The organism is Plantactinospora sp. A48, assembly GCF_055793945.1.
The window spans coordinates 13,734-33,815 of the sequence record NZ_JBTIXF010000028.1 but is presented as its reverse complement, the minus strand read 5'-3'; the positions used below and the strand labels follow the sequence as shown (position 1 = coordinate 33,815).

Here is a 20,082-nt window from a genome sequence, read left to right as displayed (position 1 = left end):
GGCCCTTCCTTTCAGCGTCAGCGGACCATTGAGCCGACCACGGGCTTGGTGAGCAGCGCCGACTGGTTGCGCTGGATGCCCGGGTTGAGGGTCTTGGCCACGAAGATCGCGTGCCAGATGCAGAAGACCAGCACCGTCCACACCTTGCGGGAGTGGTCGGCCTCCTCCCGCTTGTGCTCGTCGAGCAGCCGCAGCGCGTACGGCAGGTCCAGCAGCTCCCCCGCGCCGGAGTTCGCGATGACGTAGCGGGCCCACTCGTACATCTCGCCGCGCAGCCACACCCGGGTGGGAGTCGGGAAGCCCAGCTTGCGCCGGTTGACGATGGCCGGCGGTACGACGCCGTTGAGCGCCTGGCGCATGGCGTACTTGGTGGCGTCGGAGCGGGGCGGCAGCTTCAACTCGACCGGGATGGTGGCGGCGACGTCGAACACCTCCCGGTCCAGGAACGGCACCCGCACCTCCAGCGAGTGCGCCATGCTGATCCGGTCGGCCTTCACCAGGATGTCACCACGCAGCCAGGTGTAGAGGTCGACGTACTGCATCTTGGTCACGTCGTCCAGCTCGGTGGCCTCGGCGTAGATCGGCGCCGTCACGTCGGTGTACCGCACCGACGGGTCGTACCGGCGCATCAGGTGCCGCTTCTCCTCCTCGGTGAACATCCGCGCGTTGCCGTAGTACCGCTCCTCGATGGGGGTGGTGCCGCGCTCCAGGAAGCTCTTGCCCTTGACACCCTGCGGGATCGCCTTGGAGACCGCCCGCAGTCCCTTCTGGACGCCGGTGGGCAGGCCGTTGACGGCACCCAGCGACAGCGGCTCGCGGTAGATCGTGTAGCCGCCGAAGAACTCGTCGGCGCCCTCGCCGGACAGCACCACTGTGACGTGCTCGGCCGCCTTGCGGGCCACGAAGTACAGCGGCACCAGGGCCGGGTCGGCCACCGGGTCGTCGAGGTGCCAGACGATCTTCGGCAGGGCGTCCATCATGTCCTGCGGCCCGATCTTGGTCGGGATGGTGGTGACGTCCAGGTGCCGGGCCGAGTCCTGGGCCACCTCGATCTCGGAGTATCCCGGCACGTCGTAGCCGACGGTGAAGGTCAGGATGTTCGGGTTGAACTCCCGGGCCAGCGCGACCACGGCGGTCGAGTCGATGCCGCTGGACAGGAACGACCCGACGGGTACGTCGGAGCGCATGTGCATCCGGACGCTCTCCCGCAGCGTCTCGCGGATCTGGGCGTACAGCCGCTGCTCGTCGTCCACGGGCGCGGGCCGGAACACCGGGCGGTACCAGCGGCGGACCTGGGCGCGGGTGCCGGGGCTCCAGGTGAGGTACTCCCCCGAGCCGATCCGGCTGATGCCCTGGTGCAGGGTGCCCGGCTCGGGGACGTACTGCAGGGTCAGGTAGTGCGACAGGTTGGCGGTGTCGACCCCGGCGTCCCCGGCGTGCGCCGACGGGGCGAACGGCAGCAGGGCCTTCTTCTCCGAGGCCAGGTAGAACCCGTGCTGGGTCTCCAGGTAGTGCAGCGGCTTGATCCCGAAGTAGTCGCGGGCGCCGAAGGCACGGCGCTCCTGCCGGTCCCAGATCACGAAGGCGAACATGCCGCGCAACCGGTTGAGCACCTGCTCGCCCCAGTAGTGGTAGCCGGCGACGATCACCTCGCCGTCACCGGCGGTGGCGAACCGGGCGCCGTAGCTGCGGACCAGTTCGTCCCGCAGCTCGATGTAGTTGTAGATCTCGCCGTTGAAGGTCAGCAGGTAGCGACCACCGGCGTACGGCAGGGGCTCGTGGCTGGAGGCGACGTCGATGATCGCCAGCCGCTTGTGCGCGAAGATCGCGTCGGCGTATCCGCCCTCGGAGATCACCTCCACGCCGGTTTCGTCCGGGCCACGGTGGTGGAGGCATTCCAACGCTCCGGCGATCGCGTCGCGGTGCGCACCGGCGTCGCCGTGCGCGCTGAAGAAGGCCAGGAGTCCGCACATGGCGGCCATCTTTCCACGCGCGGCGGACGCCCGTGCCGGCACCGGGGGCTCCGCCCGGGCGCCATCGCGAGGTACGGTCGCAGCCGGGGGCAGCACGCGCGGCAAGGAGTGATCATGACCGAGGAGCGACCGGAACAGCCGGTGACGCCGGAAGGTACCGAATCGCACGATCCGGACTTTCCCGAGAAGTTCCTGACCTTCATGCGCACCGGTTGGCGGGACACCGACCTGCCCGTCGGCCCGCGCCCCGAGGTGCCGAACTACGCCAAGCGCCGGGCCGCGCTCTCGGCCGCCTTCCCCGGCGAGACCCTGGTGATCCCCACCGGCACCGAGAAGGTCCGGGCCAACGACACCGACCACCCGTTCCGGCCGGGCAGCGACTTCGCGTACCTGACCGGCGACCACGAGCCGGACAGCGTGCTGGTGCTGCGGCCGACCGGCTCGGGGCATGACGCCACGCTGTACCTGCGGCCCCGGACCGGCCGGGACAGCGACGAGTTCTTCCGCAGCCGCCACGGCGAGCTGTGGGTGGGCCGCCGGCACGCGCTGGCCGAGAAGTCGACCGAGCTGGGCGTGGAGACCGCCGACCTGACCGACCTGGCGGGCGCGCTGGCCGACCTCGCACCGCGCCGTACCCGGGTCCTGCGCGGGTTCGACGCCGCCGTCGACGCGGCGGTACGGCCGTACGACGAGCCGGGCCGGGACGCGGACACCCCACCCCGGGACCGCGAGCTGGCTCGGACGATCGCCGAACACAAGCTGGTCAAGGACGAGTGGGAGCTGGCCCAGCTCCAGGAGGCGGTCGACGCCACCGTACGCGGCTTCGAGGACGTGGCCCGGGTGCTGCCCGGCGACCGGCCGGTCAGCGAGCGGCTGCTGGAGGGCGTCTTCGCGCTGCGGGCCCGGCACGACGGCAACGACGTCGGGTACGGCTCGATCGTGGGCGCCAGCGAGCACGCGACGATCCTGCACTGGGTCCGCAACACCGGCCGGACCCGTCCCGGTGACCTGCTGCTGATGGACATGGGTGTGGAGAACCGCAACCTCTACACCGCCGATGTCACCCGGGTGCTGCCGGTGAACGGCCGGTTCAGCCCGTTGCAGCGACAGGTCTACCAGGCCGTGTACGAGGCACAGCAGGCCGGCATCGACGTGATCAAGCCGGGGCTGCCGTTCAAGGAGGTCCACCGGGCCTCGATGCGGGTGCTCGCCCAGGCGCTGGCCGACCTCGGTCTGCTGCCGGTCAGCGTCGAGGAGGCGCTCGACGAGAAGTCCACCATCTACCGCCGGTGGACGCTGCACGGCACCAGCCACATGCTCGGCATCGACGTACACGACTGCGCGAACGCCCGCAAGGAGATGTACCGGGACGGCACCCTCGGCGAGGGTTACGTGCTCACCGTCGAGCCGGGCCTGTACTTCCAGCCCGAGGACGAACTCGTTCCCGAGGAGCTGCGCGGCATCGGCGTACGCATCGAGGACGACGTGGTGGTGACCGCGACCGGTGCGGTGAACCTGTCCGCCGGCCTGCCCCGGACCGCCGACGACGTGGAGACCTGGCTCGCCGAGCAGCGCGAGGCCGGCCCCCGCCTCCCCGGCTGACCAGCGGTAAGGAAGGGCCCCTTGTTATCGCTTTTGGTATAGCAGGGGGCCCTTTTTAACGCTCGCCGACCGATTCAACGCCCCTCGGCGGGTTTTGCCGCTCCCCGGCCGGTCACCCGAGCGGCGCGACGACCGGGTGCGGGAAAGGGGCCCGCAGGGTGAACGCCTCGGCCGTCGGGCCGTGGGTGCGCAGCGTGGCCAGGCGGGCGCCGGCCTCGTCGAGCGTCGGCAGCGTTCCGGCGGGGATCCACCAGAGGACGGCGTGCGCGTCGGCCGCGGGCTGGAACCACTCGCGGCGCCGGCGAAGCAGATCGAGATGCGCGCTGCGGTACGTGAAGGCGTACAGGTCCTCCACGGTGGTCCAGACCGACAGGTTGACCAGGGTCTCGTCGTCGAACGGGCGCAGCCCGGTGGCGTCCTGCCCGTCGGCGTCGACGAGCCGCCAGACGAATCCGGGCGCGGTGTCCGCGAGCGCGTTGATGCGGTCCAGGCTGTCGAAGAAGTCGGCGACCCGAGGGTCACCCTCGGGTCCGACAAGCCGGCCGATGTTGAGCTGAGCGATGTGCCATCCGGAGCCAGTCATGCCGAGAGGATATGTCAATCGTCGTTGTTTTTAGAAGGTCGGATCGATGGGGTTGCCGGGAAGACCACGCAGCAGCCGTCGGGGCGGGGATCCAGCCGGGCCGCACCGCAGACCGCCGCGGCCACGAAGGCGAGGTTCAGGCCGCAGACCAGGCCCGGGTGGTCGCGGCTGACCCGTTCGAACGGACAGTTGCGCAGCCGGACCAGGTCACCGTCGCGGTACGGGTGGTACCCGAGCCGCCGGGCGGCGGCCTCGGGATCCTCACCGGCCCGGGCCTCCCGCTCGCCCCGGCGGCTGGCCGCCTCGTAGATGGCAGGCTCGATACCCGCCCGCTCCGCGGCCTCGGTCAGAACCTCGGCGAGCAGGCGGTAGTCCCGGGGTGGCACCGTGGCGCTGACCTCACCGGCGGCCCGCCGATACAGTTTCGCCGGCCGGCCCGCTCCCGGGCCGCTCCGCCCGGTCAGCCTGGCGGAGAAGGTCTCGATCAGACCCACCTCCACCAGCTTGTCCAGGTGATGGGCGGCCAGGGTACGCCCGATGGCCACCGCCCCGGCCACCTCGTTGCGATCGACCGGACCGGCAGCGGCGGCAACGTAGTCGTACACGGCCCGTCGGACCGGCTCACGCAGCGCGGCAATCGCGTCGACTGTCATCCAACGAGCCTAGGGCGTGTCCGCGCCACGGATCGCGACGAGGACCGGCCGCGCGACGGCCGAACCGGGGCGGGCACGGACGGACCCGGGCCGGACCTCCGGCTCGGCGGGCCGGCATCGGGAAACCCGCTCAGCGGCATGGTCGCCGGCACGGCGGCACGCCGCCAACTAACGTGAGGCGATGACATCAGATGAAGATCAGCCTTCGGCCTGGCAACTGCTGACTCCGCTCACGGATCTGGTGACGCCGATGGCGATCCGGGTGGCCGCCACGCTGCGCCTGCCCGACCTGATGGTCGAGGGTGTCGAGCGGGTCGACGAGTTGGCCGAACGGACCGGCGCCGACGCCGACGCGCTGGGCCGGATGCTGCGACACCTCGTCTGCCACGGCGTGTTCGTCGAGCCCTCGCCGGGCCGCTTCACCAGCAACGCGATCAGCGACCTGCTGCGTTCCGATCACCCGGCCGGAATGCGGAAGATGTTCGATCTGGACGGGTTCGGCGGTCGGATGGACCTCGCGTTCACCGGGCTGATGCACACCGTCCGGACCGGTCAACCCGCCTGGGAAACGGTCTTCGGCGCGCCGTTCTGGGACCATCTCAGCACCGACCCCGACTTGGCGGCCTCGTTCGACGCGACGATGGCGGGTTCGACCCGGAGCGCGGCGGCCAGCGCGTACGACTGGTCGGGCGTTCGGCACGTGGTCGATGTCGGCGGCGGCACCGGCGCGTTGCTCGCCGAGGTGTTGGCGGCCAACACCGGTATCCGGGGCACTTTGGTCGACCTGCCGGACACCGTGGCCCGGGGTCGCCGGTTCCTGGCCGAGCGCGGATTGGACGGGCGGTGCGAGTTCGTCGGACAGAGCTTCTTCGACCCCCTTCCCCCGGGCGGGGACGTCTACCTGCTCAGCGCCGTGATCCACGACTGGGATGACGAGCGGGCCACCGCGATCCTGCGGCGGTGTGCCGAGGCCGCCGGTGACACCGGCCGAGTGGCGATCGTCGAGTCGCACGGCACCGCCGGCGACGATCCGGCGATGTTCGCCGAGATGAGCCTCCGGATGCTGGTGATCGCTGGCGGACGGGAGCGCGGCGTCGAGGACTACCAGGCGCTCGCGGCAGCGGCGGGACTGGCCAGGACCGAGGTCCGGACGATCCCGGCCGGCCTGGTCATCATCGACTGCCGATCCGCATGATCCGTACGCCGGCCCGGCTCAGCCCGTGCGCTGTCCAGGATGGTTTGCCGGGTCGGTGGGCGGCACCGGTAGTTCGTTGGCGACACCGTGAGTGACGATGCCGGCGAACATCACGCCCCTAACACTCGGTAGTCCCCCGGGGGACTCCACCTGTCGCCCTGCTCCTCGCTTTGCAATGCTTCCCTCCCGGCGACACCGACGTTGAGCTGGGATGATGCTCGTTGCCGGGTTTCTCCGGGGTCAGACCGCCGATTACGCGGTGTGCCTGTCGCCTGGAGGGAAGCATTGCAAAGGCGGGTGAGGGCACCTGGGCGGACGATGACCGGCGTTCACTCTCGGTGAGCGGGCACTTCCGGATGACGGGTCGCTGACCCGACGAAGGCGGGTGGACACCGCACCAACCGGTTCCGGCGCGAGGCCGGACCAGGTGGGGGTGGGACGGGCGCCGAACCCCGTCCGCCGCCGCTCAGATCAACACAAGGTCGGCGAACTCGGGGGGTACGCCCCGCCCGGACACCCCGACTCCGCCGACCTCGTGTTGATCTTTCTCTTACTCCGCCGGGCGGATGGACAGGCAGGTCCAGGCCCCGACGTAGATCCGATCCCCGGCCCGCACGGCCACCGGGGTCTCGGCCGGGATCGGCGCCGAACGGACATCATTCAGGTACGTCCCGTTGGCCGAGTTCAGATCGACCACCGCCCACCCGTCCGGCTGAGGGACCAGCAGCGCGTGCGCGTGCGAGACGCCCGGGTCCTCGGGCGAGACGGCGAGGTCGATGTCCGGCTGGATGCCCCGGGACCGGCTGGCCCGCCCGATCAGCAGTTGCTGGCCGGTCAGCGGAAAGTGTCGCTCGGCCATGAACCTCGGGAAGGTCAACACCCCGGCGTCCTCGCCGCCCATCCCCACCATGACGTCGAAGTACCGCCGGTCGGCGTCGATCGTCACCACGAGATCCCCGGCCCCGTCATCGGGCGCCACCACGCCGCCCACCGGAGCCGTACCGGGGCCACCGGCCGGACCCGACGGACCGGCCTGCACCGCCCCGCCCAGACCACCGGCCGCCACCGCCCCACCCGAACCACCGGCCGCCACCGCCCCGCCCAGACCACCGTCGAGGGGCGTGACCGGCGGAGCGAGCAGGAAGTCGTACCCGTCCTCCTCGCAGAACCGGCCGCTGCGCGGCGTACCGCAGATCGGGCAGGTCTCTCCGGCGGAGCCCGAACCGGCGGTCGGACCCGAACCCGCCGCGGACCCCCAACCCGCCGCGGACCCGGACCCCGAACCCGATGCGGACCCCCAACCCGCCCCGGATCCCGAACCCGCCGCGGACCCGGCCGACTCCCAACCTGGGCCGGCGCCGCCCGCCGGCCCGGGACCGGCGGCGGGGCGGGCGGAGGGATCCGAGCCCGAACCGGCCGACGATGCCGGACCGGACCCGGTCATCGGCGTGCCGCACTGATCGCAGTAGTCGGTGGTCGCCGACTCGTGTCCCTTGGGGCAGGTGGCCACCGTCGTCCTCCGTCAGTCCTGCGTCTTCTTCACCCGGACGGTCTTCACCGAGCGCACGTTGGTCAGCTCGGCGTCGACCCCGGCGACCTTCTTCTTGAGCCGGACGGTACCGGTCGGCGCGTCGACCACGTCAACCACCCTGGCCAGCAGTTTCGCCGTATCGGTGTGCCCCGATTCGGTGGCCAGCCGCACGGCCCGGCCGAGTTTCGCGGTGGCCGTCTCGACGTCGCCCGCGTCCCTGGCCTTCAGGCCGTCCTGGATGGCGGCGGCCAACTCCGCCTGCCCGGTGTAGTGCGCCACCTGCTTGTTGATTCTGGTGGACAGCTCCTCGTCGTCGGTCCACCGGGCCAGCACCAGCCGCTCGGTGAGCACCTGGCCGGCGCCGACCAGGCTGACCCGGGCGGCGAGCAGTTCCTCCCCCACCGGCTGCGCATCCAACTCGATCGAGATGTGGTAGTCCCGGCTCTCCGCGCCCCACGCGCCGGTCGGGTAGTCGCCGATCCGGGCGCTCACCTCGGTACGCCGACCGGTGAGGTCCTCGACCTGCGGAAACATCTGCTTGACGAAGCGAATCCGGGCGCCCGCCGGAGTCCACACCCGCAGCGCCACGTCGGCCACCGACTTGCCCATCGCCGACTCGGTCATCGCCCGGAACGCGGCCGGCAACTCGGCCGGGTCCTCCAACCCGTCCGCGGTGCCGAGCAGGGTGGAGGCCACCTTGCGCAGCTCGTCGGCGACCCAGTCGGCGCCCACCCCCCGACTGTCACAGACGAACTGCCCCTCGCAGAGGCCCAGCACCTGGTGCAGCACCTCCGGTGTCTCGTGCTGGTTCTGCCCGTCGGTGAGCAGGATGGCGTGCTTGACCTCGGCCGGCTGCCCGGCGAACAACTGGTTGGCCAGGTGCAACCAGCGTCCGATCGCCGTACCGCCGTCGGCGCGCAACCGGCCGACCGCCGCCTTGGCCTGCTCCCGGGTCTGCGCGTTGGCCGGCGCCATGCCGGGTCCGGGCGGATACACCAGGACCGCGTTCGCGTTGCCGGCGATCACCGCGAAGGCGACGCCGTCGCGCAGCGTGTCGATCGCCACGGCGGTCGCCCGCTTGGCCTGCTGGATCTTTCCCTGTACGGACATGGAGCCGGACGTGTCGATCATGATGATCTCGGCGGCGCTGACCGGACCGGTCTCCCGCAGGTCCGCGCCGCTGGCGGTGACGCTGACGATCGCGTCCACGATCCGTCTCCCGGCCGGCAGATACTCGTTCTGGTCGACCTCCGCCACGAACTGCGGTTGCCCGCTCATCCTGCTGCTCCTGTCCTGTCGATGGGTTCGTCCGTCCCGGTCAGCGGCAGCGACAGCACGGCGACCGCGATGTTGTCCTGACCACCCGCGTCCAGCGCCAGCCGGGTCAGCCCACGCGCCACGGCCAACGGGGTGGGCCCAGCCCCGGCGCCGAGCTGATCGGCCGCCGCGGCGGCGAGCTGATCGGGTTCCGGCAGGTAGCGGTGCAGGCCGTCGGTGCAGACGAGTACCCGGCCCGGCCCGCTGGGCCGGATGGTGGCCAGCTGCGGGTCCTCCCCGTCGCCGTCCGCGCCGAGCCAGCGGATCAGTGCGGTGGAGTCCGGGTCCACCTCGGCCAGCCCGGCCGGTAACGACCGGCCGGCGGCCAGCCGCGCCCGGACCGAGTCGTCGAGGGTCAGCAGTGCCGACCCCTCGGCGGCCAACCAGTAGGCCCGGCTGTCACCGATCCAGGCCACGGTCACCGACTCGGTCGTACCGACCACCGACACGTACGTGCAGCTCGGCGGCGCGTCCCGATCGGCCGGTCCGCCGGTCGCACGGACGGCCACGGTCGCCGCCCGCGCACCGCGTCGGCTCGCCTCGGCGGGATCCGTCCCCTCGGTCAGCGCGGCGCGAAGTTCGCCGATCGCCGCCTCGACGGCGGCCGTGGCCGCCACGTCGGCCCGGGCCGAGGTGGAGACGCCGTCGCAGACCACCGCGATGGCGGCGCCGGCGGTGCGGTCGATCGCCACCGCGTCCTCGTTGCGGGCCCGGTTGGCCCGGTCGGTCATCGCGGCCAACCCGGCCAGCTCCAACTCGGCCCGGTCCAGGCCGACGGCGCGGCGGCGACCGCACCGGTCGCAGTAGTCACCGGCCGAGACCTGCTCGCCGCACCCGGCGCAGGCCCCCACGCCGGCCCGGGAGGACAGCCACGGTCCGGAACCACCGCCGGGAGCAGCCCCGCGCGCCGCCGCCAGCCCAGCCCGGGGCGCCGCCTGCGGAGCAACCCCGCCCGCCGCCGCCGGTCCAGCGCCGGTCACCGCCGACGGAGTGGCCTCGGGACCCGGGCGGTCGGCCGGTCGCGACCAGGCAGCGGGGGTCGGCAGTTCCCCGGTACGCAGGTTGCGCCCGCACACCTCGCAGAACCGGTCCCCGGGGTCGGCCGGCGGGCCGTGCTCCGGACATTCCGCCGTCACGTGAGGGTCCTCGGTCGGACCGTGTTGGCGCGGTCGACGAGCGCGAACCGGGCGGCCGGCGAGCTGGCCAGTTGGGCCAGGGTGCGGTACGTACGTTCCAGCCCGAACCGCAGTCCGCGTTCGGTGGGCGGGTGGCCGAGCACCCGGGCCTCGGCCGGCAGAACGCCACCGGCGGTGACCCAGGCCAGCGCCGCCTCGAGCAGCTCCACGGCCAGCCGGGCCTGACGCTCGGCGTCCAGGCTGAGCCGTTCCAGCCGGACGGAGGCGGCCAGCAGCTCACCGAGCCCGCCCGGGAAGCCGGCCGTCGGCAGGTTGGCCCGGACGGCCGCCACCTGCGCGGCGACGTGCTGGCTTGAGCTGTCCGGCACCTGGTCCAGCACCTCCAGCGCCGCCGCCCGGTCCCCCCGGGCCAGCCGTAGCCGGGCCAGCCCGAAGGCCGCGCTGATGTAGCCGTGGTCGACCCGCCAGACCCGTTCGTACAGCCGCTCGGCCAGCCCCGGGTCGCCGTCGCACTCGGCCGCCGCGGCCAGGGCGAGCCGGGCCGCCGACTCACCGGGCAGCTCGTCGTAGACGGCGTCGAAGGCCCGCCGGGCGTCCGCGCCCCGCCCGCCGACCAACGCCGCGAGCCCGCGGTACCACTCGACCCGCCAGTCGTACGGGTCCGCCTCGGCCAGCCGGTCCAGGTCCGCCGCGGCGCCCGCCTGGTCACCGACATCGATCCGCGCCCGGACCAGCCGGAACGCCACCTCGACGCTCCGGGCCGGCGCGGCCACCAGCTGGGCGACCAGCTCCCGCGGGTCGGTGGTGGCCAGGGTCGCCAGGAACCCGGCGCCCGGGTCGAGGATGTCCACCTGCGGCAGCGGCAGCGCCCCGGCCACCGCGGCCGGGTCGGGACGGTGGGCCACGGCGGCCAGGCCCACCTCACCGGCGGCCGTCCCGAACGCCCGGCGCTCCGGTGTGAACTGCCGCGAGGCCGCCGGCCGGGGCACCCCGTCGGCCGCGGACAGCACCTCGCGGAGCACCCCGAGCAGCTGCTCGGACATCTCGGCCGCCGTCTGGAAACGCCGGTCCGGGTCGCGGTGGGTGGCCCGGCGCAGGAACCGGTGGTACGACTCCTCCCGGCCGAACAACGGCACCTCGGCGGCGTCCGGCAGCCGCTGCGCGTACGTGCTGGTGAAGCCCCGGAAGTCGAAGCTCAGCACGGCCAGTGTCCGGCCCACCGTGTAGAGGTCGGCCGACACCGACGGACCCGCCTCGGCGACCTCGGGCGCCTGGTAGCCGGGGGTGCCGTAGACCGCGCTGACGTCGTCGTCGACGTGCCGCACGGCGCCCAGGTCGATCAGCTTGAGCTGTTCCTCGGCGTGGATCACGTTGTCCGGTTTGAAGTCGCAGAACAGCAGGTCCCGGTCGTGCAGATAGCCGAGGGCCGGCAGGATCTCCACCCCGTACGCGATGACCTCGGGCAGCGGCAGGGCTCGGTCGCCCGTGGTCTCCCGCCGGCTGACCAGCATGTCCCGCAGCGACCGGCCGCCGACGTACTCCATCACGATGTACCCGACCGGAACTCCGGTCCTGGGATCCGGATGCTGCACGAAGTCGTGAATCTTGACGATGTTCGGGTGATCGATCTCCACCAGGTAGCGCCGTTCGGTGACCGCCGCCGCCACCGCGTCCGGATCGGCGGTGTTGATCAGTCCCTTGAGGACCACCCACCGGTCGCTCACGGTGTCGCTGACGTTGCGGTCCCGGGCCAGGTAGATCCAGCCCAGTCCGCCGTACGCGAGCGCACCGAGCACCTCGTACCGCGCGTTGACCAGATCACCGGGACCCAGCCGGGGCACGAACGAGAACGGCGCGCCGCAGTGCGGGCAGAACCCCTCGACCCGACCCGGTTGGCCGTCCCGGCCCCGGCCCACCGACTGGTCGCAGCTCGCGCAGTATCGCCGGGGCTCGGCCACGGTCGGATCGGCCAGCACCGCGCTGGCCGGATCGCGCAGCGGCACCCGGGGCAGTTCCAGCAGCCCAGCGCCGAGTCCGCCCCGGCTGGCACCCCGACTACGGCCCGACGCCCGGGACCGGGTGGCCACCGAACCGGCCCGGCTGGCCACCGAGCCCGCGCGACTGACCACCGAGCCGACCGGGGCACCGACCACCGAACCCCCCGGACCACCGGCGGCCGAATCCGTCGACCCGGTCAGACCACCGGCGGCCGAACCCGTCGACCCGGTCGGGCCACCGTCCGGCAGGGCCGCTGATGCCGGCGCCCGGCGGCCACACTCGTCGCAGTAGCCCTCCGGACCGTACTGGCCGGTACAACCCGGGCGTACACACCGCGCGCTCATGCCGGCTCCTCGCTACGCTCGGACCCGCCACGAGGCTCAACCGCCCTGAGCCTGCCGATTCGCTCACCACGTTCGCTCATGCCGGCTCCTCGCTACGCTCGGACCCGCCACGAGGCTCAACCGCCCTGAGCCTGCCGATTCGCTCACTACGTTCGCTCATGGAGTTCCCCGCTCGCTCAGGTTGTTGAGTTCGCGCTGGTACGCGACCACCGCCCGGGTGGCGGCGGGCAGGTCGCACGGCGCCGCCCAGAGCAGCTCCTCGGCCCGCCGCCGGAGAGTGGTCAGTCCACCGTGCTCGGCGAAGCCCAGCCGGGCGGCGCGGGCCCGGTACGCCTCCAACCGGCCCCGCAGCTCGTCCCGGCGCTCCAGCAGCCCGTCCGCCGCCGACCGCAGCCCCGTCAGCTGGTCGACGGCCACCTCGGCGGCCCGCTCGGCCACCGCCAACTCGGCGGCGAGCCGGGTCCACCGCCGCTCCCGGTACATCTGGTCGAGCTGGCCCAGTTGGGCTCGCAAGCCCGACCCCGGATCCGGCACGGCGGGCAGCCCGCTGTCGGCGATCTTCTCGGTGGCGGCCTCCCGGGCCAGGCTGGCGGCCCGTCGCGCCACATCCAGGTCGACCAGCACGGCCCGCAGCCGGGCCGCCCGGCCCGGGTAGGTGTCCCACAGCTCGACCAGCACATCCGCGGCGGACCGCAGGGTGGCCAGTTCGGTGGTCAGCTCGCGGAGCCGGCCGTCCAGCTCGGTCGCGGTCGGAGCGTCGGGGCGGGCCCCCAGCGGGTCGGTGGACGCCTGCCGGAACGCCTCGGCGAGCCGGGCGTCGACCCGGTCGAGGCGGTCGGGCGGCACCGCCTCGGGGCCGAGTTCCGCCGCCGCCGCCCGGAGCCGGTCCACCGCCTCGAACGGCGAGGCGAACCGGTCGGTCACCCCGGAGCGGGCGGCCTCCAGTTCGGCCAGCCGGGCCAGCACGCCGGCGCCGGTCGACTCCAGTTGCCGCGCCAGTTCCATCAACGACAGCCGGTAGGCGGCCGGTTGGCCCGGGTCGTCCGGCACCAGGCCATCGGATCCGAGTGGAACCACCGGCGTCCGCAGCAGCACGGTCAGTTCGCGTAGCTCGTCCTCGCCCGGCCGACCCCGTCGGGCGCGGACCGCCCGCACCCGGTCGAGCTGGGCGCCGAGCGTGCTGAACTGGGACCACAGGGCCCGGACCCGGTCGCGCAGATCCGCGACGTACCGCTCGGTCACCCCGGTCAGCCCGGTGTTCCGCAGCAGCGCCGCGCCGGGGTGGTTGTCCACCCCCCACATGGCGGCCGAGATCCGGTCGTGCGCGGCCACCAGCGCGACGATGGCGGTGTCCGCCTCGTCGCGACCCAGCGGGACGATCCCCGTCATGCTGGTCAGTCCCGGTAACGGGCGACCGGCGGCGCCGGCGCCGGGCCGAGGGCCGTCAACCACCGGACGTACAGCCGGGTCCAGGTCCCGTCCGTCCGCATCCGGGCCAGCACCCCGTTGATGAAGCGGGCCAGGTCGACGTCGTCCCGGTTGACCGCGATCCCGTACGGTTCATCGCTGAACCGGGGGCCCACCACCACCGCGTTCGGGTCCTGGGCGGCCAGACCGGCCAGGATGCTGTCGTCGGTGGAGACCGCGACGACCTGATTCTGCTGGAGCATCACCAGGCAGTCGGTCCAGTCCGGCACCGCCACCGGCAGCGGCTTGGCCGGGGCGGCGGCCACGGCCCGGATGGAGGTGCTGCCGATCGCCGCGCAGACCCGCTGCCCGCCGAGATCCGCGATGCCGCGTACCGGCGAACCCCGGCGCACCAGGACGCGCTGTCCGGCGGTGAAGTACTCGGTGGAGAAGGCGACCTGCTGCCACCGCTCGCAGTTCATCGTCATCGTCTGGACCACCAGGTCCACGGACCTGTTCTGCAGGGACGGGATCCGGGCCGCCGAGTTGATGGCCCGGAACTGGATCTTCCTGGGGTCGCCGAAGATCGCCCCGGCGATCTCCCGGGCCACGTCCACGTCGAAGCCGGTCAGTTGGCCGGTGAGCGGATCGCGGAAACCGAACCGGTAGCTGTTCTGGTCGACCCCGACGATCAGCCGGCCGCGCCTGGCGATCCGGCTCAGCGTCGAGCCGGCCGGCATGGCACCCGGCCGGGGCAGGCTGGCCGGCGGCCGGAAACTGGCCCGTGGGTCGCAGGACGGCGGTCGGCTGCCGCCGGAGGCCGGGATCTGGGCCGGGTCCTGCACCCCGACCGGCCGGACCGGCTCCCCGGCACCGGCGCCGGACGGCAGTGAGTCGTCGGCGCCACCGCAGCCGGCCAGGCCGAGCAGCAGTCCCGCCGCCACCACCCGGGCGAGAAGTCGCCGCCTCATCGGTATTCCGCCAATCGTCGCCACCCGCCCAGGCACGTCCCCGTCACCATCAGCGCGGTCAGGACCAGCACCGCGAGGTCCGCCCCGGTCAGCGCCCGCCCGGCGGACCGGGCGTGCGCGCCGAACCGGTCGCTGTCCCGCGCGATGGCGTCGGCGAGCAGCTTGTCGAGACCGGTGAAGATGCTCGTCGTCGCCTCCGGGCCGGTGCCCAGTACGGCGGTCACCGCCTCGGTGTACTGGCCGCCGTCGTCCAACCGACGTAGTTCCTGGTGTGCGGTCCGCCACTCCCGGGCCAGGTCGGCGGCGTCCCGCGCCGCTGACCGGGTGGCCGGATCGGCCGCCTGGTCGGCGGTGGTGCGCAGCAGTCCGCCCTGCCCGTCCGGCCCGATGAGCTGGTCCAGCATCGTGGTGTAGTCCCGGTCGAATTCGGCGCCGCCACCCCGGGCGATCAGGGTCAGCGACTCGTCGGCACGGGCCCGCAGGGCGGCGATCCGAGCCTGTGCCAGCCGGTCCACCTGCGCCGACCCCTCCCGGTCGCTGGCCACCAGCCGCCCGGCGGCCAGCACCGCCGTGCTGCCCAACCAGCCGATCAGCGCCACCACGGCGACGGTGGCGGCCAGCAGTCCGATGTTGACCAACCGGTTCGTCCGGCGGGTGAGCCACCGTTGGGCGGCCACCAGGGCCGCCACGGTCAACAACCCGAGCAGCACCGCGAACCAGGGAAGCCCGGCACCGCCCGCGCGGGCCCGGCGCAACTCATCGGTGACCGACCGGTAGAGCTGCTCGGCCGCCGGCAGCATCCGTTGCCGCATCAGCCCCGAGGCTTCCCGCAGGTAGGCCGCGCCGACCGGCAGCCCCTGCCGGTTGTACGACCGCGCCGTCTCCACCAGCCCGCTGTAGACCGGCAGCTCGGTGCTGATCACGGCGATCGCGGAATCCCGGGTCCCGTCGTCCGAGCGGCCGGCGGTGAGCACCGACAGCGCCGTCGCGGCCTGGGCGAGCCCGCGCTCGTACCGGTCCCGCTGCGCCGCCTGCTCGACCCCGCCGGACAGAAACGCGCTGGCGGCCGTGGCGTCCGCGTCGGACAGCGCCCGGTAGAGATTCTGGGCGGCCAGCACCAGCGCGCCGCTGCGCGCGGTCACACCGTCGATCAGGTCGGCCCGCTGCCGTACCCCGACGAAGCCCGCGACACCCGTGAGCAGGCCCAGCGTGACCAGGCCGGCCAGGATGGCGACGAGCCGGCGCGGGGTGTCCCGCAGGACGCGACGCGGCCAACCCTGACGGCCGACCGCCACGGACCGGGACCCGACGGCTACCGCCCCGGGTCGCGGTCCGCCACCTCCCGCCGCCGGTCGCGGCCCGATGGTCCCCGGCGCGGGGGCCAGCGTCGTCGGCACCACTACCACCCCCGCTCCCTGACCGTCCCGCCCCGACGACCACCGTCGACTGGCCGTCACCGTACTCAGTGGAGGCAACCCGTGGAAATGGCGGTGGCGCCGATGCTCAGTGGGCCTTGTTCAGGGCTCGCATGGTGTGCTTGAAGCCCACCAGTTCATGCCCGACCACCTCGACGATCGCCGACAGCGCGACCAGCGCGACGGCCGTGGCGAGTATCCCCAGGCTCGCCGGGTCGTCCGGCTCGATCGGTCCGGTGGAGCCCAGCAGCAGCGGGATGGTGACGGCGGCGACGAGCGGAACGAGCGTGAGCGCCAGCAGGGGCAGGTGGGTCAGGTCGTAGGCGCGCATGAGGACGCTCCACGTCACGAAGATCATTGTGATCAGAATCGCAACCGGAACCGCGAGGGCGAGGGCGACCTGGACCGCGGACAGGGACTTCTCCTCGACGGCGGTGGTGGCGACCCGCAGCCCGGCCCCGACGGCGGCGATGGCACCGAAGATCGGCAGATGCGCGTAGCGCCAGGCGAACGTGCGGGACGGCCACTTCTCCAGGATGGGTCGGGCGGGAATGAGGAAGTACGCCCACCAGAGCGCCGCGGTGAGCACCAGCCCCGACGCCACGATGATGACGGCGGCGGTGGTCCAGCCCTGCGCCCTGACCAGGACGGTCACCGCGCCGGTCGTGGCGGCGACCACCTCCCCGAGGGTGATCAGGGTGAGCAGGCTGAATCGTTCGGCCACATGGCCGGCATTCCACGGCGGGCTTCCCAGCCGACGTTCCAGGACAACCGGCGCGGTCATCTCGGCGACCGCGAGCAGGACGAGCACGGCGACGGTCGCGACGGGCGGCAGCGGAAGGACCGCGGACAGCAGCCAGCCGAGCTGCGCGACGGCGATCAGCAGCGCGTATCCGACGTTGACCCTGCGGTGTGCCGGATCCTGTCGGGAGGCGCGCAGCCAGAGCGCGATCAGCGGCACCCGCATGATGACGTACCCGATGACCATGACGATGTTGTTCGGGCTGTGGCCGTGCGCCGCCGCCTCGAAGCTGACCGGCAGTCCGAAGGTCAGCACGATGACACCGAGCATCTGGATGAGCGTCGCGGCCCGGAACAGCGCGTCGTCGTTGTCGTACGCGGAGGCGAACCAGGTGAAGTTGATCCACGCCCAGGTGACGGCGAAGATCGCGAACGCGTACGCGCCGAGGGCCGCACCCAGCTGGCCAGCGCTGATGTGATGGGCGAGCTGATCCGCGGCGGCCCCGAAGGCGATCACGTACGTCAGGTCGTACAGCAACTCGATGGGAGTGGTGGACCGGCCCTGTTCGCCGGGATCGCGCCCGGTCATCGGCCGTAGCCGGTGGTGCAGGTGGTGCTTCAACCGGGAGTGCAGCACGGCCGGCTCCTGAGCCATCTGACCTCCATCGGGGCGGTCCCGGTCCGGAGCCGCGTCCACGTCGTCGCGGTGCCGGGTTCAACGGGCGGACCTTACCCCGGGGGTGGCCGCGCCGGGCCGGTGATGGCTCGGATACCGGCGGCGGATCGACCGATGGGCGGTGCGAGCCGGCGACGCTACGATTGCACTGCGTCACCACCGCGACCGACAGGTGCCCGCCGTGCCAGACAGCCTGCCCGACACCGGTTCCGGCGGTCCGGCCCGCACCCAGACCGCCGTACTGCTGCGGGCCGCGTTCGCGGCCCTCGGGCTCGTCTCGCTGGTGGCCGGATATCTGGGACTCGCCGGTTACCTGCGCGACCACCCCGACCTGAGCAGCGCGCCGCTCGACGTCCTCTACTACGACCTGCAACTGTTCGTGCTCGGCTCGCCCCCGCTGGATCAGGGCGGGCCGTTCAACACCGCCCTCAACCTGGCCCGGTTCTCCGCTCCGGCAGTGACCGCGTACGCCCTGGTGGAGGCCGCGCGGGCGCTGTTCGCCACCGAGTTGCGCCGCTGGCGTACCCGTCATCTGCGCGGCCATGTCATCGTCTGCGGCGACGGCATGGTGGCCGGGACGCTGGTCCGCCGGCTACGCGCGGACGGCGAGCGGGTGGTGCTGATCCCCTCCGACGCGGTCGCCGTCGAGTCGACCACCACCCTGGCCGGTTCACCGGACACGCACGTGAGCGGAGCCGCGCGGGATCCGGACGCGCTGCGCTCGGCCGGGATCGCGCACGCCCGCGTCCTGTACGCCTGCACCAGCGACAGCGCCACCAACACCGCCATCGCGCTGGCCGCCGCCCGGGCCGTCCGGCAGACCCCGCTGGCCGTGTACGCCCACGTCGACGACCCGGAGTTCGGGCTGGCGTTGCAGGCGCGGATCCTCGGCACGGTACGCCCGGGTGGCACCCAGCTCACCTTCTTCAACATCGACGATCTCGCGGCACGCAGGCTGCTGGCCGAGCAGCCGCCGGTGCCACTGCCCCACGGGCCGCCCCGGATCGTGCTGCTCGGCGCGTCGAACTTCGGTCAGGCGGTACTGGTGGAACTGGCCCGGCGGTGGCGTCGCAGCGGCCTGCGGGACGACGCGCCGCTGCGGGTGGCCCTGGTGGACGAGCGGGCCACCGCCGTCGCGGCCGACCTGGCCTACCGTTACCCGTTCCTGGCGCTGTCCTGCCGGGTCACCCCGTTCGACGGTGGCCTGCCCCAACTGCTCGACGAGGACACCTTCCCGCTGCCGCCGGACCGGGTCTACCTCTGCTACGACGACGACGAGCGGGCGCTGAAGACCGCGCTGCTCGCCGAGCAGATCTGGCAGCCGGGACCGGGGTCCATCGTGGTCCGCCTGGAGCGGCTGGCCAGCCTGCGCGAGGCCTTCGACACCGAGCCGGACTACCTGCTCGGCGGGGCGTCCGGCGCGGTCCGCCCGTACGGCGTGGTGCAGGCCGCCTGCGACCCGGCGCTGATCGGCGAGGATCTGGTGGAGCGGTTGGGCCGGGCGATCCACCAGTCGTACGTGCTGGACCGGCGCCGGCACGGCGACACCGCGGAGACCAACTCGATGCTGGTGGCCTGGGAGGAGTTGCCGGCCACCGGCCGCGAGGCCAACCGGGAGCAGGCCCGGGACATCGGTCGCAAGCTGGCCCGGATCGGCTGCGCGCTCTATCCCCGGGTCGGCCCCAGCCAGGAGTACGTGCTGGCCGAGCGGGAGGTGGAGCTGCTGGCCGAACTGGAACACGAGCGGTGGCTGGCGTCCCGGGCGGCGGCCGGCTGGTCCTACGGGAAACGGCGCGACGACGACCGGCGGCTGCACCCGGCGGTGACCGACTGGCAGACTCTCTCCGGCGACATGCGGGAACGCAACTACAGCGGAATCCGTGAGTTGCCTGAGATCCTGGCCGACGCGGGCTTCCGCATCGTCCGGGTGCGGCCACACTGACCAGGGGACGGACACCCATGCCACGGATCGGAATCACCGGTCACGTGCGCCTGGCCGACGGCACGCCCGAGCTGGTGTACGCATGCCTCGCCGCGCACCTGGCGCCGTACGCGGGTCCCGACCTGCACGGGGTGACCTGCCTGGCCGACGGCGCCGATCAGCTGTTCGCCCGGGCGGTGCTGGCGCTGGGTGGAGATTACGAGGCGGTCATCCCCGCGTTGGACTACCGGACCGCCGCCGTGGAGCCGACCAACCGGGCGGTCTTCGACGAGCTGGTCGCCGGGGCCCGCTCCGTGTCGTACCTGTCGTTTCCGCACGCCGGCCGGGCCGCCTACCTGGCGGCGAGCGAGGAGGTCCTGCGCCGCTGCGACCGGTTGCTCGCGGTGTGGGACGGCCGGCCGTCGATGAACGTGGGCGACACGGCCGACGTGGTACGACTGGCCAGGACCCGGGGGCTCCCCGTCACGGTGTTGTGGCCGGACGGTGCCTGCCGACGCTGACCAGGTGTCCCTTACCGGACCCTTCTTTGCGATTTGCCCGTTTTTTCGCTAAATACCCTTATGTGTGGTTATTTCGGGTAGCTGCCGCTAAACGAAGA

At 72.7% G+C, this 20,082-nt stretch carries 15 protein-coding genes; 4 read left to right on the top strand and 11 right to left on the bottom strand.

Features of this window, described 5'->3' with window-relative positions; translation table 11 throughout:
• Positions 1-17: 17 nt before the first annotated feature.
• On the bottom strand, positions 18-1,973 hold the full coding sequence (asnB, locus tag ACXN5W_RS16350) for an asparagine synthase (glutamine-hydrolyzing) (RefSeq protein WP_473159151.1): 1,956 nt from the start codon (positions 1,971-1,973) through the stop codon (positions 18-20).
• Positions 1,974-2,087: 114 nt separating this feature from the next.
• On the opposite strand from asnB, the gene ACXN5W_RS16345 reads away from it, so the two are divergent.
• Positions 2,088-3,575 carry an aminopeptidase P family protein gene (locus ACXN5W_RS16345; protein WP_473159150.1) on the top strand — a complete coding sequence of 496 codons (1,488 nt, stop codon included), beginning with the start codon at positions 2,088-2,090 and terminating at the stop codon, positions 3,573-3,575.
• Between the two features lie 112 nt (positions 3,576-3,687).
• Here ACXN5W_RS16345 and ACXN5W_RS16340 read toward each other — a convergent pair whose 3' ends face one another.
• Both ACXN5W_RS16340 and ACXN5W_RS16335 read right to left on the bottom strand, forming a co-directional pair.
• On the bottom strand, positions 3,688-4,158 hold the full coding sequence (locus ACXN5W_RS16340; RefSeq protein WP_473159149.1) for a DUF3291 domain-containing protein: 471 nt from the start codon (positions 4,156-4,158) through the stop codon (positions 3,688-3,690).
• A gap of 14 nt (positions 4,159-4,172) precedes the next feature.
• Positions 4,173-4,811: a helix-turn-helix transcriptional regulator gene (locus ACXN5W_RS16335; RefSeq protein WP_473159148.1), complete on the bottom strand. Its 639-nt coding sequence runs from the start codon at positions 4,809-4,811 to the stop codon at positions 4,173-4,175.
• Between the two features lie 181 nt (positions 4,812-4,992).
• On the opposite strand from ACXN5W_RS16335, the gene ACXN5W_RS16330 reads away from it, so the two are divergent.
• A complete protein-coding gene (locus ACXN5W_RS16330; protein ID WP_473159147.1) occupies positions 4,993-6,006 on the top strand; it encodes a methyltransferase in 1,014 nt (337 codons plus the stop codon).
• A gap of 550 nt (positions 6,007-6,556) precedes the next feature.
• On the opposite strand, the gene ACXN5W_RS16325 is transcribed toward ACXN5W_RS16330, so the two are convergent.
• From ACXN5W_RS16325 to ACXN5W_RS16290, 8 genes are all read right to left on the bottom strand, one after another.
• Entirely contained in the window at positions 6,557-7,516 is a 960-nt protein-coding gene (locus ACXN5W_RS16325; protein ID WP_473159146.1) for an FHA domain-containing protein, read from the bottom strand.
• Positions 7,517-7,528: 12 nt separating this feature from the next.
• Complete coding sequence (locus ACXN5W_RS16320) at positions 7,529-8,815, bottom strand: VWA domain-containing protein (protein ID WP_473159145.1); 1,287 nt, start codon at positions 8,813-8,815, stop codon at positions 7,529-7,531.
• On the bottom strand, positions 8,812-9,990 hold the full coding sequence (locus tag ACXN5W_RS16315; protein ID WP_473159144.1) for a PP2C family protein-serine/threonine phosphatase: 1,179 nt from the start codon (positions 9,988-9,990) through the stop codon (positions 8,812-8,814). The genes ACXN5W_RS16320 and ACXN5W_RS16315 overlap by 4 nt, the downstream gene beginning before the upstream one ends.
• Positions 9,987-12,332, bottom strand: coding sequence for a serine/threonine-protein kinase (locus tag ACXN5W_RS16310; RefSeq protein WP_473159143.1), 2,346 nt, complete (start codon positions 12,330-12,332; stop codon positions 9,987-9,989). Before ACXN5W_RS16310 ends, ACXN5W_RS16315 begins: the two co-directional genes overlap by 4 nt.
• A gap of 156 nt (positions 12,333-12,488) precedes the next feature.
• Positions 12,489-13,721 carry a hypothetical protein gene (locus ACXN5W_RS16305; protein ID WP_473159142.1) on the bottom strand — a complete coding sequence of 411 codons (1,233 nt, stop codon included), beginning with the start codon at positions 13,719-13,721 and terminating at the stop codon, positions 12,489-12,491.
• A 5-nt stretch (positions 13,722-13,726) separates the two neighbouring features.
• On the bottom strand, positions 13,727-14,710 hold the full coding sequence (locus tag ACXN5W_RS16300) for a glutamate ABC transporter substrate-binding protein (RefSeq protein ID WP_473159141.1): 984 nt from the start codon (positions 14,708-14,710) through the stop codon (positions 13,727-13,729).
• Positions 14,707-16,005 carry a hypothetical protein gene (locus ACXN5W_RS16295; protein ID WP_473159140.1) on the bottom strand — a complete coding sequence of 433 codons (1,299 nt, stop codon included), beginning with the start codon at positions 16,003-16,005 and terminating at the stop codon, positions 14,707-14,709. The genes ACXN5W_RS16300 and ACXN5W_RS16295 overlap by 4 nt, the downstream gene beginning before the upstream one ends.
• Before the next feature lie 208 nt (positions 16,006-16,213).
• The gene (locus tag ACXN5W_RS16290) at positions 16,214-17,521 is read right to left on the bottom strand and encodes a low temperature requirement protein A (protein WP_473159139.1); all 1,308 of its coding nucleotides are present in this window, start codon (positions 17,519-17,521) and stop codon (positions 16,214-16,216) included.
• A gap of 202 nt (positions 17,522-17,723) precedes the next feature.
• Here ACXN5W_RS16290 and ACXN5W_RS16285 point away from each other — a divergent pair, with 202 nt between their 5' ends.
• Both ACXN5W_RS16285 and ACXN5W_RS16280 read left to right on the top strand, forming a co-directional pair.
• A complete protein-coding gene (locus tag ACXN5W_RS16285; protein WP_473159138.1) occupies positions 17,724-19,484 on the top strand; it encodes an NAD-binding protein in 1,761 nt (586 codons plus the stop codon).
• A 17-nt stretch (positions 19,485-19,501) separates the two neighbouring features.
• Entirely contained in the window at positions 19,502-19,984 is a 483-nt protein-coding gene (locus ACXN5W_RS16280; RefSeq protein WP_473159137.1) for a hypothetical protein, read from the top strand.
• The last annotated feature ends 98 nt before the right edge of the window (positions 19,985-20,082 follow it).